The organism is Sphingomonas sp. TX0543 (genome assembly GCF_048565505.1).
GTDB lineage: Bacteria > Pseudomonadota > Alphaproteobacteria > Sphingomonadales > Sphingomonadaceae > Sphingomonas.
In genome coordinates this window covers 1,483,037-1,497,215 of the sequence record NZ_JBLZUS010000002.1, presented here as the reverse complement: position 1 = coordinate 1,497,215, position 14,179 = coordinate 1,483,037, and the positions used below count along the sequence as shown (strand labels likewise).

Below are 14,179 nucleotides of genomic sequence, written 5' to 3'. Positions count from 1 at the left end.
TCTCTCTCCTATTGTCGCAGCAGATGTACGATCGATGCGATGATCGTGCCCAGCACGAAAATGTAGATCGGCGGCATGCTGATATAGATGCCGATGCGGCGCTTCTCCGCCGCACGGTGGTATCCCATCGCATAGGCAAGCCGCGCCGGCGGCCAGACCGCGCCGACCGCCGCCGCCCACACCGGCGAAACGGTCAGCGCGAACAGCCACATGCCCGGCAGGAAAAGCGCCAGATGCTCCAGCGTATTCTGATGCGCACGGACGCGGCGGACATAGTCCTCCGGCCCGTCATGCGAGGGCGCTGGCACCTTGAAACGCACCCGCGCCACGCCCGCGATCAGCAGCGTGAAATAATAGGTCAGCAGCGCGAAGCCGCTGACCAATGTGACCCACCAGTAATCTGGCGACAGCATCCCGCTCAACCCGCCGGGGGGCGCTTGCCGTTGGTGTTGCGCCAGTCCTGACGCTTTGCCCAATCGGCGAAGGTTTCCAGCTCGATCGGGATGCGCCGCAGCATCTCATCGGTGTCCACCTCGAACGGGCGCGTCGGCGCATTGACGTTATATTCGTAGAAGTCGCCGATGCCCTTCGCCATCACCTCGCCCTCCTCGGGCCCCATCTCGTCCCCATAAGCATTGACGAGATGACGGCCGAACTCGGCCGGTGAACAGGCGTCATACCGGATTTCGCGCCCCAGCACGCTGGACAGCGAATCGGCAAGCTGGCCGGGGCGCAGCCGCTCCGGCCCGCCGATATTCATCCACGCGCCTTCCATATCCGGGCGATCGAGCGAGTGGATCATGATCCGCGCCACATCGTCCAGGCTGATCCAGTTCGCCTCGGTGGTCGGCTTGTGCGCATAAACGAAGCGCCCCTCGTTGACGATGAACGGGCGTGCCCAGTTCGTCAGCAGGTTGTCCATGAACAGCACTGATCCGAACACCGTGGCGCCCACGCCCGAACGCCACAGCGCGTTGATCCCCTCCGTGTTGCCGGCATAGGTGAACGCATCGCCCGGGCGATCGGGAATCCAGCTGGACGTGTTCCACACGACGCGCTTCACACCCGCTTCCTTGGCCGCCTTGCCGACCGCACCGGCGATCGCCGCACGATCGGCGCGCGCGCGCAGCGGGTGCGTGTGAAACACCCCTTCCGCACCATCGAACGCCCTGACCAGCGAATCGTGATCGTAAAGGTCCGCCGCGACCACCTCGACGTTCGCGGGCTTCTCCTCGCCATAGAAAGGATCGTCGCTGCGCGAGAGCGCCTTCACGGCAAATCCGGCCTTGCTCAATTGCCGTACCTGCGCGCCACCTTGCCGGCCGCTCGCGCCGATCACCGCTACCGTTCGCATTGATCTCTCCTCGTTTTATTATTGTCGTTCTTACTGGTCGTCCCGCGCCATCCGCTCGAGGTGCCATGCGGCCGTGCCGAACTGGCTCTGCATCGTGGTGGCGCGCTTGAAATAGTGGGAAATGGCGATCTCCTCGGTCGTGCCGATGCCGCCGTGAAGCTGGATCGCGCTCTCGCCGACGGTCTTGAGCGCGTGGCTGATGAACGCCTTCGCCGCCGATACCGCGCGTCGCCGCTCCGGGGCCGGCGTATCCAGCGCCAGCGTTGCCATGATCGCCATCGAGCGCGACCGTTCCAGCAGCGTCAGCATATCCGCCATGCGATGCTGGAGCGCCTGAAAGCTGGCGATCGCGACGCCGAATTGCTCGCGCTGCTTCGTATAGTCCACCGTCCGCACAATCATCGCATCGATCACGCCGACCGCTTCGGCGGCGAGCGCAGCGATACCCTCGTCGATCGCCTGCTCGATGCGTGGCATCGCCCCGCCCGCCGCGCCGATCCGCGTAGCCGGGACCGCGGCGAACGCCAGATCGGATGCCGGGCGACCATCGATCAATTGATAATCGCGCCGCTCGATACCTTCGGCATGGGCATCGACCAGGAACAGCGAGACACCGCCTTCCTCCTGTGCCGATACCAGAAAATGCGTGGCGATCGGCGCGGCTGCCACCACCACCTTCGTGCCGTGCAGCCTCGACCCATCGCCCGAACTGGATGCGGTGGCAGCCACCAGGCCGGGGCTCGACCTGCCCTTCGCCTCATAGAGCGCCGGCGCAACGATCGCATCGCCCGCCACGATGGCCGCGCGTAGCGGCTCGGCCGCACCGCGCTCATCGCGCAGCAATGCCGTCGCGACGACGATGCTCTCGATGTAAGGCTCCATTACCAGCGCGCGGCCCAGCTCCTCCGCGATCACCATCGTCTCGACGGGGCCGCCGCCCAGGCCCCCGGCCTCCTCGCCAAGCGATGCGCCGAACAGCCCGAGCTCGTCGGCGAACCTGCGCCACACCTCCGCGCGCCAGCCGCCGTTCTGCGCCGCCGCGCGACGCGCGTCGAAATCATAGCCGCGGGCAAGATAACCGGCGAGCGATTCGCGCAGCAGCCGCTGCTCGTCGGAGAGAGAGAAGTCCATGTCGCCCCAAAAGTAATTTGCGCGCTACTTTTACGTAAAGCTCCCCATCAATCAAGAGGCGATGATTGCCAGTTGCGCCAACGCCTTCGCTGCGCCACTCTCGGCGCAGGGACATCGGGAGGCGAAGCGGGGGATGGCTGCGAAATTCGGACGGGGCGAACTGGCACCTCATCCTGAAAAGCCCCTGCTTTATTTCAGCCCGATGATCATCGCGCGGCGGCGGCGGCTGCTCAAGGAAGCGCGCCACATGATCGCCGAAGACGGATTGGAGGGCTTTTCGATCCGCAAGCTGTGCCAGCGCGCCGGGGTTGCGCAGCGCACGCTCTACAACGCTTTCCAGAACAAGGATCGGCTGATCGCCTTTGCTATCCGCGAGGCGTTCGACGAATTCAGTGCCTATGTACGGTCCGGCTCGGATCCGGCGTCACTGTCCGGGCTGCTCAGCCGGACGATCGCGATCAACCGCCGCAACTTTCGCGTGCGCAATTATACCAAGGCGGTCTGCGCGATTTATTTCGCACCCACCACCCCGCGCGACGTCTGGCAGACGCTGCAGGACATGGCGTTGCGCGGCAACGGCGACTGGCTCTCGCACAATGCCGCCAGCATCAATCCGTGGATCGAGATCGACCATTTCAACCACAGCCTTGCAAACGTTGAATATTCGACCATCAACGACTGGTGCCTCTCCCGCCTTACCGACGAGGAGTATCTTCCGCGTCTTGCGGAAAACATGCTGCTGCTCATCATCGGTGCGGTGCGCGGCGCGCTGGCTGACGAGGCCGCGCATTACCTCGACGAGATCAAGCGGACCGGCGACACGACCAGCTTCGCAAGCCCCATCGCTGACCCGCCCGCCCGAACGCGCGCCGCGGATAACGAGGAGATTGTGACGGCTGCCAAGCCGCGCCGCCGCGCGCCGCGCGCCGCCGAGTGACATTTTCCGGGATCGGCGGTGGGCCGATGCCGCGGCGCCGGCGCTCGTGCGATCAATCCACCGTCGCGATCAGGTGGCCGACCTCATACACTTCGCCCGCCGCGGCGATGATGCGGAGCTTGCCCGATACGGGCGACTGCACCTCCTGCACGCTCTTGTCGGTTTCGATCGCGTAGAGATCCTGCCCTTCCGCAACTTCGCCGCCATCCGCGACGAGCCATTCCACCAGCGTCGCCTCGGTCATGCTCATGCCGAGCTTCGGAATCGAAATATCTGCCATCTGTATTCCCCCGGTCAGCCGCGCGCGCGGCGGTCGATCGTGCCGCGCACCGCGGCGGCGATCTGATCCTGGCTGTAGATCCACGCCTTTTCGAGCGGCGGCGAGAAAGGCACCGGCGAGTAGGTCGAGCCGACCCTGCCGACAGGCGCCTTCAGCGTATCCCACAGTTCCTCGGTGATCCGTGACGCGATCTCCGCACCGGTGCCATAGGCTTTCACCGCCTCATGGACCACCACGGCGCGCCGCGTCTTGCCGACCGAAGCGAACACCGTCGCCTCGTCGAACGGCGCGATCGTGCGAAGGTCGATCACCTCCGCCGAGACGCCTTCGCCCGCCAGCTTCTCGGCCACCGCAAGCGCATCGAGCACCGCGCGCCCATAAGCGATGATCGATACGTCGCTGCCCTCGCGCGCGATCGCCGCCTTGCCCAGCGGAACGCGATAGCCCGCTTCGGGCGCCGGCCCCATCTGACCATAGGCCATGATATTTTCGATCATGATGACGGGATCGTCATCCTCGATCGCGGAGGCGAGCAGCCCTTTCGCATCGGCGGGGTTGGACGCCATCACGATCTTCAGGCCCGGCACGTGCGCGAACCACGCCTCGAGCATATCGGAATGCTGCCCGCCAAAGCCGACGCCCGCACCGGTGGTGGTGCGGATGACGAGCGGCACGTTGGTTTGCCCGCCGGACATGAAGCGCAGCTTCGCGGCGTGGTTGACGATCTGGTCCATCGCCACCGTCACGAAGTTCATCAGCATGATCTCGGCGACCGGACGCATGCCGACGATCGCCGCACCGACAGCCGCGCCGATGATCGCCTGCTCGGAAATCGGGGTGGAGCGGATGCGGTTCCTGCCGTATTTCTCGGTCAGCCCCTTCGTCACCTTGAAGATGCCGCCGCCCTGTGCGTCACCGATATCCTCGCCCAGCGCGATGACATTCTCATCCGCCGCCATCGCCTCGTCCAGCGCCTGGTGGAGACCCTGAATGAAATTGATCTTGCTCGCCTTCACGGCCGTTTCCGCGTTCATGCCGCGATCTCCTGCTTGACGACGTCGACGCGCAGTTCGTCCACTTCGGGGAATGGGCTCGCGAGGGCGAATTCGACAGCCTCATCGATCTCCTTCTCGATGTCGGCGACGATCGCGTCGAGCTCGCTTTCCGACACGTGCGTATCGAGCAGCAGCTGGCGGAAACGGGGTATCGGATCCTCCTTCGCCCCCTGTTCCGCGATTTCCTTCGGCACGTAACTGAAATCCGCGCCGAACAGATGCCCGAGCATGCGGAACGTCATCGCCTCGATCAGCGTCGGGCCTTCGCCGCGCCGCGCACGATCGACCGCTTCCTTCGCGGTATTATACATGTCGACCGGATCATTGCCGTCGCATTGCACGCCGCGCATTCCATAACCGGCGGCGCGGCTGACGATCGACTCGCTGTCGGTATGCGCCGCGAACGCGGTGTGTTCGCCATACTTGTTATTCGAACACAGGAAAATGACCGGCAGCTTGTAAAGCTGCGCCATGTTCATCGCTTCATGGAAAGCGCCGATGTTCGACGCGCCGTCTCCGAAGCATACGACCGTTACCTTGCCGTCGCCGCGGTTCTGCGACGAGATCGCAAGGCCGTTGGCGATCGGCAGGCCGGAGCCGACGACACCCGTCGTCACCATAACCCCCGTTTCCGGGTGGGTTATGTGCATCGGGCCGCCCTTGCCTTTGCACGTTCCCGTCGCGCGGCCGGTGAACTCGGCCCACAGCAGCTTTGACGGAGGCTCTGTTGCAAAAATCGTGAAGCTTGAGCATGCTTGGCGGAGATTGGACGGACGGAACGATGACGGATTTCAAGTGGCGCCATTTCCAGGGTGATGTGATCCTGTGGGCGGTGCGCTGGTATTGTCGCTATCCGATCAGCTATCGCGACCTTGAGGAAATGCTGGCGGAACGCGGCATTTCGGTCGACCATACGACGATCTATCGCTGGGTCCAGTGCTACGCCCCGGAGATGGAGAAGCGGCTGCGCTGGTTCTGGCGGCGTGGCTTTGATCCGAGCTGGCGCCTGGATGAAACCTACGTCAAGGTGCGGGGCAAGTGGACCTACCTGTACCGGGCAGTCGACAAGCGGGGCGACACGATCGATTTCTACCTGTCGCCGACCCGCAGCGCCAAGGCAGCGAAGCGGTTCCTGGGCAAGGCCCTGCGAGGCCTGAAGCACTGGGAAAAGCCTGCCACGCTCAATACCGACAAAGCGCCGAGCTATGGTGCAGCGATCACCGAATTGAAGCGCGAAGGAAAGCTGGACCGGGAGACGGCCCACCGGCAGGTGAAGTATCTCAATAACGTGATCGAGGCCGATCACGGAAAGCTCAAGATACTGATCAAGCCGGTGCGCGGTTTCAAATCGATCCCCACGGCCTATGCCACGATCAAGGGATTCGAAGTCATGCGAGCCCTGCGCAAAGGACAGGCTCGCCCCTGGTGCCTGCAGCCCGGCATCAGGGGCGAGGTGCGCCTTGTGGAGAGAGCTTTTGGCATTGGGCCCTCGGCGCTGACGGAGGCCATGGGCATGCTCAACCACCATTTCGCAGCAGCCGCCTGATCGGCGCAGAGCGACAGCCTACCTCTGACTGCCGCCAATCTTTGCAACAGAGCCCGATTTATCAACCTTGCCGAAATCGCTCGCCGCCGCGACCGCGATCAGCTCGCCCTGCTGCCCGAAGGTCCAGCCATGGTAGGGGCAGACGAAGCGTTTTGCGTTGCCGGTCGGATCGACCGCGACATTCGTGCCCCGGTGAGTGCAACTGTTGATGAACAGCCGAACCACCCCATCCTGTCCGCGTACCAGCAGCAGCGGGATCCCCGCGACTTCCATCGTCTTGAAGTCGTTCGGACTTGGGATCTCGCATGAAGGCGCAAGCATCAGCGGCAGGCGCTTGAAGATGCGGTCGACCTCCAGCTTGAAGCGGCCGGGGTCTGTATAATTTTTCGCCGGCACCTCAAGCACGTCGTCAACGAGTTCGAACGTATTCTCACGCGCGTGTTTGACGCTGTGGCGCATCATTGCCGCGATCTCGGCATTCGCCATGGCTTTCATCGGGCGGCCCTCTCCTGCAAATGTAGCAAGTGTTATACCTTCTTCGTCGACGTCGCGTCAATTCAGATCGTGGCGCCGCCGTCCACCACCATCGCCGCGCCGGTGACAAACTTCGACCGCGCGGAGGCGAGATAGAGCACCATCTCGGCGATATCGTCCGGCTCGCCGATGTGCCCGATCGGATGGACGGCGACGAAGCCCTCCATCAATTCCCGCGGATTCGGAACCTGCGCCATGACCTTGTCGAGCATCGCGGTCCGGATGACGCCCGGGTGGACCGAATTGACGCGAATGCCCGTGCCCGTGGTCGCGCAGTGCATCGCGATCGATTTTGTCATCAGCGTCACGCCGGCCTTCGCCGCATTGTATGCGACCAGGTTCGCCGACGCCTGAAGACCCGCTATCGACGCGATATTGACGATCGACCCCCCGCCCGACCGCGTCATCAGCGGTATCGCGAGCTTGCAGCCGATGAATGTGCCGACCAGGTCAACATCGAGCGTGCGGCGGAACCCGGCTAGATCCATTTCCTCGACCGATCCCATCAGCGTGATACCGGCATTGTTCACCAATATGTCGAGCCTGCCCTGAGATCGCTCCACGGCGTCGATGGCAGCCGTCCAGTCGGCCTCACTGGTTACGTCATGGCGAACGAACGTCCCGCCAATCGCGCCCGCCACCGCCTCGCCGGTCGAGACCTCGATATCGGTCACGACCACGCTCGCGCCCGCCTCAGCGAGCTTGCGCGCCGCTGCTTCGCCCAGTCCCGCCGCCGCGCCGGTGACCAGTGCGACCTTGCCCTGCAACTCCATGTTTCACTCCCCTATCGCGCGACTGGCTGTTCGTCGGGTCCCGGCGCGTCATCCGGCACCGAGACGGTGATCCACCCATCCATTTCTTTCACCGGGAACGTGCGCAGCGGTCGATAAAGGCTGCCGATGCACTTGCCGGTGACGGTGTCGAACCGCGCGCCGTGCGCCGGGCACATCAGCACCCCGCGACGCACGCGCCCGCCTGGCGCGAACGCGGCCGCCGCATGCGTGCAGCGGTTGATCGTGGCGCGTACGGTTCCCTCGCTGCGCACAAGCAGCACGGGCCAGCCACCAATCACCACCGCCTCGATCCCACCTTCGCGCAAGGCGGCACTTTCCAGCGCCAGATTGATTGCCCTCTCCCCGAATCGATTGCGCGTGTCAGTATTGACCGGACCCTCCCCCTCTGCAAGCCTTGGAGGTGAGGAGAGAATGGATGAAACAGGATGACCGCGATCTGATACTTGTCGATCGCCCGGCTGAAGCGGTGCTGCGGCTGACGCTGAACCGCCCCGAAAAGCGCAATGCGCTGTCGAACAGCCTGCGGCACCGGCTCTTCACACTGCTGGAGGATGCGGATCGCGATTCCGAAACCCGCGTCACGATCATCCGGGGAGCCGGCACCTGCTTTTCGGCCGGCTATGATCTTGGCGGCGGGACAGCGCCGCCCTTTCCCTATCACACCGCCCCCGGCGCCGGTCACTGGCCGCGCCACGTTGTCGAGGGCGCATTCCGCATCTGGGATCTCGCCAAGCCGGTGATCGCACAAGTCCACGGCTGGTGCCTGGCCGGCGGCTCCGAACTCGCGACCGCGTGCGACCTCGTTTACGTCGCCGAAGATGCGCAGATCGGCTATCCGCCGGTGCGGATGATGAGCCCGCCCGACAACCAGTTTCACGCCTGGTTGTGCGGGATGCGCGCAGCGATGGAGATGATGCTCACCGGCGATGCGATCGACGGGCTGGAGGCGGTTCGCCTCGGGTTCGCCAACCGCGCCTTCCCGGCTTCCGAGCTGGACGCTGCGGTCGTCGAGCGTGCCGAGCGGATGACGCGCATCCCCACAGACGTTCAGGCGATGAACAAACGCTCGGTGCATCGGGCAATGGAAATAATGGGGCTGCGGGCAGCGATTCGCGCCGGCACCGAAATACAGGCGCTCGCCATGACAACCGAAACCAGCCAAGCGACCTTTGCCAAATTCCGCGAAAACGTCACCCGCGCCCTCGATGCGCGCGATGGCCTGTTCGGCGATTATCGCACGACGACCTCGTCTTCGGTCGAGGAGAAGCAGCAATGATGGACGATATTCGAGTGGTGCGGGAAGGAGCCGTTGGCCACATCGTTCTGGCGCGCGGCAGCGGCAACACGATCCGCCCCCAGACCATGCGCGAAATCGGCGCTGCCATCGACGAATTGGAGGCTGATCCCGCGATCCGCTGCCTGATCCTGCGCGCGGAAGGGAAGCATTTTTCGGCAGGCGCCGATTTCGCCTTTCTGGATGCGCTGGTGGAAACGCCAGCCATCGATGTGCAAACCCAGGTCTACGCGCATTTCCAAGGTGCGGTCCGGCGCTTCTATGCCTGCGCGAAACCGACGATCGCGCTGGTGCAGGGGGCCGCGGTCACCGTCGGCTGCGAACTGGCGCTGGCGGCGGATTTTCGCGTCGCTTCCGAGGATGCGATGTTCCAGGAAAGCTGGATCAGGCTCGGCATCATGCCGCCGCTGCGCGGCACGTTTCTGCTTCCGCGTATCATCGGCATGGGGCGTGCGGCCGAGATGTGCCTGCGCGGCCGCGCCGTGCGGGCGGAAGAGGCGATGACGATCGGTCTGGTCGGCGAAGTGGTCGCTCGCGACGCCCTCATGACGCGCGGTAACGAACTGGCGCTTGAACTGGCCGCGGCAGCGCCACTTGCCTATGCTGCTGTAAAGCGGGCGCTCCACCGCGGCCTTGAAACGAGCATGGAAACGGAGTGGGCGGCGAACCTGCCAACGCAAGCGATACTGCTTGGCAGCGACGATTTCCGGGAGGGCCTGTCATCTGCGAAGGAGCGGCGGGCGGCGGCATTCGTCGGCCGCTAGTCGCACGGGCTCAATCGGGATCGCTGCCGGCTATGCTGATCGTGACGCGCGTATAATCATTCTGGCGGAAAAGATTGGCGACCTCGATCGCCGATCGTTCATCATCGGCGCGCAGGACCAGTATGGCACCGGTTTCGTTCGTGGCAGACACGATATAGTCAGCCGTCATTTCCCTTGTGCTGGTCAATCGGATCAATCCCTATCGAAAGAATACTCAAAGACGCGGGTTTCGAGATCAGCCAGCCCCCTCCGCCGGCTCCCATAGTTCAAGCGGGTTCCCTTCCGGATCATGGATGCGCGCGAAGCGACCGATTTCAGGCGCATCCCAGTTCGGATCGGTTTCAACCGCTACGCCGGCCAGGCGTAGCGAGGCCAGCAAGGTATCCAAATCCGTGACACGAAAGTTCATCATCCACTGCTTGTTGCCCGGCCAGTAATCCGTGTCATGCGCGAACGGCATGAACACCGTGGGGCCGGCCTGCTGGTTCCAGTGCATCTGCCCCTCAACCGCTATGCCGAGGTGGGTGCGATACCATTTAAGCAACGCTTCGGGATCTTTGGCGCGGAAGAAAATGCCGCCTATGCCGGTCACAACCATGAGGCTCTCCTAACCAAACTGTCGGCAGGTTACCCTGGCCCGGGCAAAAGCCAAGCACAGGCCGGAGGGGAATGCGGGCTTGCCCCCTCGTGATCCAGCGCCCTAGTAGATGCCTCAGTCCGTGGAGACCCAAATTTTGGCAGCGGTATCGATCGTCCTGTTTCTTCTTCTGGCGGTCGTGGTCAGCGGCGCCTTGTCGAGAATGTTGCCGATTTCGATTCCGACCCCGCTGGTCCAGATCGCGCTCGGCGGGGTAGTCGGCCTGTCGACCTCTTATCGCGTCGAGCTCGAACCGGAGCTATTCCTTCTCTTATTTCTTCCCCCGTTGCTGTTCTTGGATGGCTGGCGCATCCCGAAGGACGAACTGCTCAAGGACGTGTCGACCGTGGTCGAACTCGCGCTTGGCCTCGTTCTCATCACAGTGATCGGCATGGGACTGTTCATCCACTGGATGATCCCGGCGATGCCGTTGGCGGTCGCCTTCGCGCTGGCGGCGGTGATCTCGCCGACTGATCCGATCGCCGTGTCGGCGATTGCGGCACGCGCGCCGATTCCGAAACGGATGATGCACATTCTCGAAGGGGAATCGCTGCTGAACGATGCCTCGGGCCTCGTTTGCCTGCGCTTTGCCATCGTGGCCGCGCTGACAGGCACCTTCTCCGCCGCGGGCGCGGCGCTGAATTTCCTTTGGGTTGCCGGGGCGGGTATCGCTGTGGGGGTCGGGCTTACGCTGACGGTAACCCGCGCCAAGGCATGGGTGACGAAGCACTGGGGCGAGGATACCGGCTCACAGATACTGGTGAGCCTGCTCATCCCGTTCGGCTCCTATATGCTGGCCGAACAGGTGCATGCCTCGGGCATCCTCGCCGCGGTCGGCGCCGGCGTCACGATGACCTTCGCAGAGATATCGCGTCAGGCGTTGCCGATCACGCGGATGCGGCGCAATTCGGTGTGGGATACGCTGCAGTTCTCGCTCAACGGGATCATTTTCGTGCTGCTGGGCGAGCAATTGCCGACGATCCTCGCAGGCGCGAGCCGCACGGTCGCTCTTACCGGGCATAGCTCACCATGGTGGCTCGCGGCCTACGCGCTCGCGATCGTCGCCGGATTGATCGTCCTCCGGTTCGTGTGGGTCTGGGCGTCGCTTAAACTCACTATCCTGCACAACCGTCTGCCGGACACAGATCCGCGCAGTCCCGACTGGAGACTGGTGGCGGCGATGTCTCTCGCCGGCGTGCGCGGCGCGATCACGCTTGCGGGCGTCTTGACGCTGCCGCTGGCGCTGAACGACGGCACCCCCTTCCCGGCGCGCGACGTGGCGATTTTCCTGGCGGCCAGCGTCATCATCGTCTCGCTCGTGATCGCCAGCATCGCGTTGCCGATCCTGTTGAAAGACCTGCGCATGCCGGCCGAGCCATCGAAGCAGGCGGAAGAAGATGCAGCACGCATTGCCACCGCACAGGCTGCGATCCGGGCGATCGAGCGCAAGCAGCACGACCTGGCGCAGAACGACAGCGAGGCTGATCGCTACGCCCAGATCGGCGCGCGTGTCATGGATCTCTATCGCGAGCGGATAGAGGGATTGAGCGGTGGACGCTCCGACGATCTTCGCTCGCAGGACCGCCTTTTCCGCGATCTGCGATTGACCGGGGTGCATGCCGAACGAGCGGTCCTGAGGAAACTGGCACAGGAGCGGACAATTGGCAGCGCCACTGCACAGAAACTGACACGCGAACTCGATCTCGCGGAGGCCCGGCATCGCGGATGACCGTCACAAAGCGTCGATCTGCTCCTCCAGCGCGGCGATGACGAGGGCGGGATAATCCGCTTTTCCCGTCGTCCGCGCGACCACCGGGAGGCCTGAGAGAAAGCCCGTAAGGCTGCAAATCATCAGCACAGCGCGCACCTGTGCACCTGCCTCACCGAGCCTTCCAGCGCTTGTCTGGGTTATAAGCTCTGTCGCCAGTTCGATCCCCGGCCGCCACAACTGCGCGTAGAGGATTTCGAACGCCGGGCCAGGGTTAGCGATCTCGCGCTGAACGAACAGGCTCCGATCGGGCGAGCCATGCGATGCGAGTAGAAAGCGCGCCAACGCCGCGAACAGCTGCTTCAGCAACGCGCGCGCCGCATCGGGCTCCAGCCCGTCGCGCAGCGCGGCCAATTTGACACCGGCGACAGCCCCCATCCCTTCCCGATAGCTGGCGACGATTTCATGGGCGCAGGCGAGGTACAAGCCGCGCTTGTTCCCGAAGTAATACGTAAGCGCCGGCAGGTTGACGCCGGCATCTCTGGCGATCTGCCGCGTCGTCACCGCGGCGAACCCGCTGCTGCCGAACGCGCCAAGTGCAACATCCAGAATGCGCGCGCGCGTTTCCTCACCCTTGCGATAGCCACCATCGGACGTGCGCGACGGCACGGCTGGTTTCGCCTTCATCGTCAATCGAACCTGATCACCACGCTTGAAAATATATCAGATGATATATATCTTGTGACCAAGAACGTCGAGAGAGGATGGCCGGTCATGACACGTGAGGCGCTCGATACCCTCTGGGCCAAAGTTGAATCACAACGCGCGCACGTGCCCGCCCTGTATGGCAGGGTGGATTTCCGCACGCTCCCGGAGCGGTTCGCGGGATCGCCGGGCGACGCCACATTGCTCACCGGCAAATACGCGGCTGAACGCGACAGGCTGCTGGCCGACCCGGATCGCATCGAATTCATGCGCGCTTACACGATGATGGGCGATGGCGTCGCGGATGCATATGCCGCGCTGATGCGCGAATATGGCTTCCGTCACCTGGTCGATATGCTGACCCGCGCCTGCGACGACGGGGTCGAAAACGTGCCGGATGCGCCACCCGAACTGGTCGATTTCATCCGCGCGATGGAGCGTATCCCCGACTGGCTGGACATGAGACTGGTGGAGGAAGGTGCGCGGATCGATCGCAATGCGGCCGCCAATCTAAGCCCGTTCGTGATTCGTGGCGCGTTCATCGCGACCTTCATGAACAAATATGCTGCGCTGCCGATGGCGATCACCAATACGCTGTCGAGCGAGACGGCCGGAAAGCGCGTGAAAGAGACCGCGACTTTCTTCAGCACGTCGGTGTTGCCCGGCGCGCTCGAACGCTTCGGCCCCGGCTTCAAATCAGCGGCGATGGTGCGATTGATGCATTCAATGGTGCGCGCGAATGTGCTGCGCCGCCCGGCGGATTGGGACTGGAGCATCTATGGCTTCCCGATCCCGCAGGTCGATCAGATGCCCGCCGGGCTGATTTCGATATTCCTGCTGTCGTACAAGATGCAGGAAGAGGGGCGCGAGCAATTTACTCCCGCAGAACGTGCGCAAGTTGAACTGGCGCGTTACCGCTGTTTCCTGCTCGGGCTGCCCGAGGAACTGCTCGCCGATACGCCGCAAGGCATCGTCGACCTGATGAACGCTCGCAGTGGCACGTTGCGCGCAGGCTATGATGATGCCACTTGCGGCGAATTGCTCCGCGCGACGATGGCCGCAGATCTGCGCGCGGACGGCTCGCGTCGCGCACGCATCCACGATCGCTTCGAGCGCGCTTTCGCAAAACTGTTCTTCGTCAAGAATTTCATGGCCGGCGATAAAGCGAAGGCTGCAACAATCGGCGTGTACCTGACGGCGTGGGATACCATGTTGGCAGCGCTCGCGGGCATTTTCATCTACGCTCGCCTGCGCCTTTATGGCGTCGCCGAGCGGATACCCTGGTTGCGCGACTTGGCGGATCGCCGGCTCGTCGCGAAGATCAAGGCGCAACTCGCCAGCTATGGCCATGCCGAATTCACTACGGACGCCGCACGTTACAGGTCGTCACCGACGTCACTAGCGGCGGCGTAAAGCATATCGTCAAATATACGGGACTGG

General features: G+C 63.6%; 18 protein-coding genes. 6 read left to right on the top strand and 12 right to left on the bottom strand.

Going from position 1 to position 14,179, the window contains the following annotated elements; all coding sequences use genetic code 11:
• Positions 1 to 8: 8 nt before the first annotated feature.
• Genes ACM61V_RS07830 through ACM61V_RS07820 form a run of 3 tightly spaced genes read right to left on the bottom strand, consistent with a single transcriptional unit; the run spans position 9 to position 2,485 of the window.
• A complete protein-coding gene (locus ACM61V_RS07830; protein WP_137787313.1) occupies positions 9 to 413 on the bottom strand; it encodes an MAPEG family protein in 405 nt (134 codons plus the stop codon).
• 5 nt (positions 414 to 418) lie between these two features.
• Positions 419 to 1,354, bottom strand: a complete 936-nt coding sequence (locus ACM61V_RS07825; protein WP_137787314.1) for an SDR family oxidoreductase — start codon at positions 1,352 to 1,354, stop codon at positions 419 to 421.
• 30 nt (positions 1,355 to 1,384) lie between these two features.
• A complete protein-coding gene (locus tag ACM61V_RS07820) occupies positions 1,385 to 2,485 on the bottom strand; it encodes an acyl-CoA dehydrogenase family protein (RefSeq protein WP_137787315.1) in 1,101 nt (366 codons plus the stop codon).
• A gap of 133 nt (positions 2,486 to 2,618) precedes the next feature.
• Here ACM61V_RS07820 and ACM61V_RS07815 point away from each other — a divergent pair, with 133 nt between their 5' ends.
• The gene (locus ACM61V_RS07815; protein WP_171007608.1) at positions 2,619 to 3,422 is read left to right on the top strand and encodes a TetR/AcrR family transcriptional regulator; all 804 of its coding nucleotides are present in this window, start codon (positions 2,619 to 2,621) and stop codon (positions 3,420 to 3,422) included.
• 52 nt (positions 3,423 to 3,474) lie between these two features.
• On the opposite strand, the gene ACM61V_RS07810 is transcribed toward ACM61V_RS07815, so the two are convergent.
• From ACM61V_RS07810 to ACM61V_RS07800, 3 genes are read right to left on the bottom strand one after another with little or no spacing between them, the layout of a single operon-like run.
• The gene (locus ACM61V_RS07810; protein ID WP_137787317.1) at positions 3,475 to 3,702 is read right to left on the bottom strand and encodes a biotin/lipoyl-containing protein; all 228 of its coding nucleotides are present in this window, start codon (positions 3,700 to 3,702) and stop codon (positions 3,475 to 3,477) included.
• A 14-nt stretch (positions 3,703 to 3,716) separates the two neighbouring features.
• Positions 3,717 to 4,736: an alpha-ketoacid dehydrogenase subunit beta gene (locus ACM61V_RS07805; protein ID WP_137787318.1), complete on the bottom strand. Its 1,020-nt coding sequence runs from the start codon at positions 4,734 to 4,736 to the stop codon at positions 3,717 to 3,719.
• Positions 4,733 to 5,494, bottom strand: coding sequence for a thiamine pyrophosphate-dependent dehydrogenase E1 component subunit alpha (locus ACM61V_RS07800; RefSeq protein WP_419714253.1), 762 nt, complete (start codon positions 5,492 to 5,494; stop codon positions 4,733 to 4,735). The genes ACM61V_RS07805 and ACM61V_RS07800 overlap by 4 nt, the downstream gene beginning before the upstream one ends.
• Before the next feature lie 44 nt (positions 5,495 to 5,538).
• On the opposite strand from ACM61V_RS07800, the gene ACM61V_RS07795 reads away from it, so the two are divergent.
• Positions 5,539 to 6,303 (top strand): IS6-like element IS6100 family transposase, encoded by a 765-nt coding sequence (locus ACM61V_RS07795; RefSeq protein WP_001389365.1) that lies wholly within the window; start codon positions 5,539 to 5,541, stop codon positions 6,301 to 6,303.
• An 18-nt stretch (positions 6,304 to 6,321) separates the two neighbouring features.
• On the opposite strand, the gene ACM61V_RS07790 is transcribed toward ACM61V_RS07795, so the two are convergent.
• The 3 genes from ACM61V_RS07790 to ACM61V_RS07780 form a co-directional block, all read right to left on the bottom strand.
• The gene (locus ACM61V_RS07790; RefSeq protein ID WP_419713925.1) at positions 6,322 to 6,798 is read right to left on the bottom strand and encodes an aromatic ring-hydroxylating oxygenase subunit alpha; all 477 of its coding nucleotides are present in this window, start codon (positions 6,796 to 6,798) and stop codon (positions 6,322 to 6,324) included.
• Between the two features lie 62 nt (positions 6,799 to 6,860).
• On the bottom strand, positions 6,861 to 7,610 hold the full coding sequence (locus tag ACM61V_RS07785) for a glucose 1-dehydrogenase (protein WP_137787339.1): 750 nt from the start codon (positions 7,608 to 7,610) through the stop codon (positions 6,861 to 6,863).
• A gap of 11 nt (positions 7,611 to 7,621) precedes the next feature.
• Positions 7,622 to 7,951, bottom strand: coding sequence for a Rieske (2Fe-2S) protein (locus tag ACM61V_RS07780; protein WP_419714252.1), 330 nt, complete (start codon positions 7,949 to 7,951; stop codon positions 7,622 to 7,624).
• A gap of 95 nt (positions 7,952 to 8,046) precedes the next feature.
• Here ACM61V_RS07780 and ACM61V_RS07775 point away from each other — a divergent pair, with 95 nt between their 5' ends.
• Complete coding sequence (locus ACM61V_RS07775; RefSeq protein ID WP_137787341.1) at positions 8,047 to 8,907, top strand: enoyl-CoA hydratase/isomerase family protein; 861 nt, start codon at positions 8,047 to 8,049, stop codon at positions 8,905 to 8,907.
• The gene (locus ACM61V_RS07770) at positions 8,904 to 9,689 is read left to right on the top strand and encodes an enoyl-CoA hydratase/isomerase family protein (RefSeq protein WP_137787342.1); all 786 of its coding nucleotides are present in this window, start codon (positions 8,904 to 8,906) and stop codon (positions 9,687 to 9,689) included. Before ACM61V_RS07775 ends, ACM61V_RS07770 begins: the two co-directional genes overlap by 4 nt.
• A gap of 10 nt (positions 9,690 to 9,699) precedes the next feature.
• Here ACM61V_RS07770 and ACM61V_RS07765 read toward each other — a convergent pair whose 3' ends face one another.
• Positions 9,700 to 9,858 carry a hypothetical protein gene (locus tag ACM61V_RS07765; protein WP_419713924.1) on the bottom strand — a complete coding sequence of 53 codons (159 nt, stop codon included), beginning with the start codon at positions 9,856 to 9,858 and terminating at the stop codon, positions 9,700 to 9,702.
• A 66-nt stretch (positions 9,859 to 9,924) separates the two neighbouring features.
• A complete protein-coding gene (locus tag ACM61V_RS07760; protein ID WP_137787343.1) occupies positions 9,925 to 10,287 on the bottom strand; it encodes a VOC family protein in 363 nt (120 codons plus the stop codon).
• 136 nt (positions 10,288 to 10,423) lie between these two features.
• Here ACM61V_RS07760 and ACM61V_RS07755 point away from each other — a divergent pair, with 136 nt between their 5' ends.
• On the top strand, positions 10,424 to 12,055 hold the full coding sequence (locus ACM61V_RS07755) for a Na+/H+ antiporter (protein ID WP_171007612.1): 1,632 nt from the start codon (positions 10,424 to 10,426) through the stop codon (positions 12,053 to 12,055).
• Positions 12,056 to 12,058: 3 nt separating this feature from the next.
• On the opposite strand, the gene ACM61V_RS07750 is transcribed toward ACM61V_RS07755, so the two are convergent.
• The gene (locus ACM61V_RS07750) at positions 12,059 to 12,721 is read right to left on the bottom strand and encodes a CerR family C-terminal domain-containing protein (protein ID WP_137787344.1); all 663 of its coding nucleotides are present in this window, start codon (positions 12,719 to 12,721) and stop codon (positions 12,059 to 12,061) included.
• An 87-nt stretch (positions 12,722 to 12,808) separates the two neighbouring features.
• Between ACM61V_RS07750 and ACM61V_RS07745 the strand changes: the two genes are divergently transcribed.
• Complete coding sequence (locus ACM61V_RS07745; RefSeq protein ID WP_137787345.1) at positions 12,809 to 14,152, top strand: oxygenase MpaB family protein; 1,344 nt, start codon at positions 12,809 to 12,811, stop codon at positions 14,150 to 14,152.
• Positions 14,153 to 14,179 lie beyond the last annotated feature (27 nt).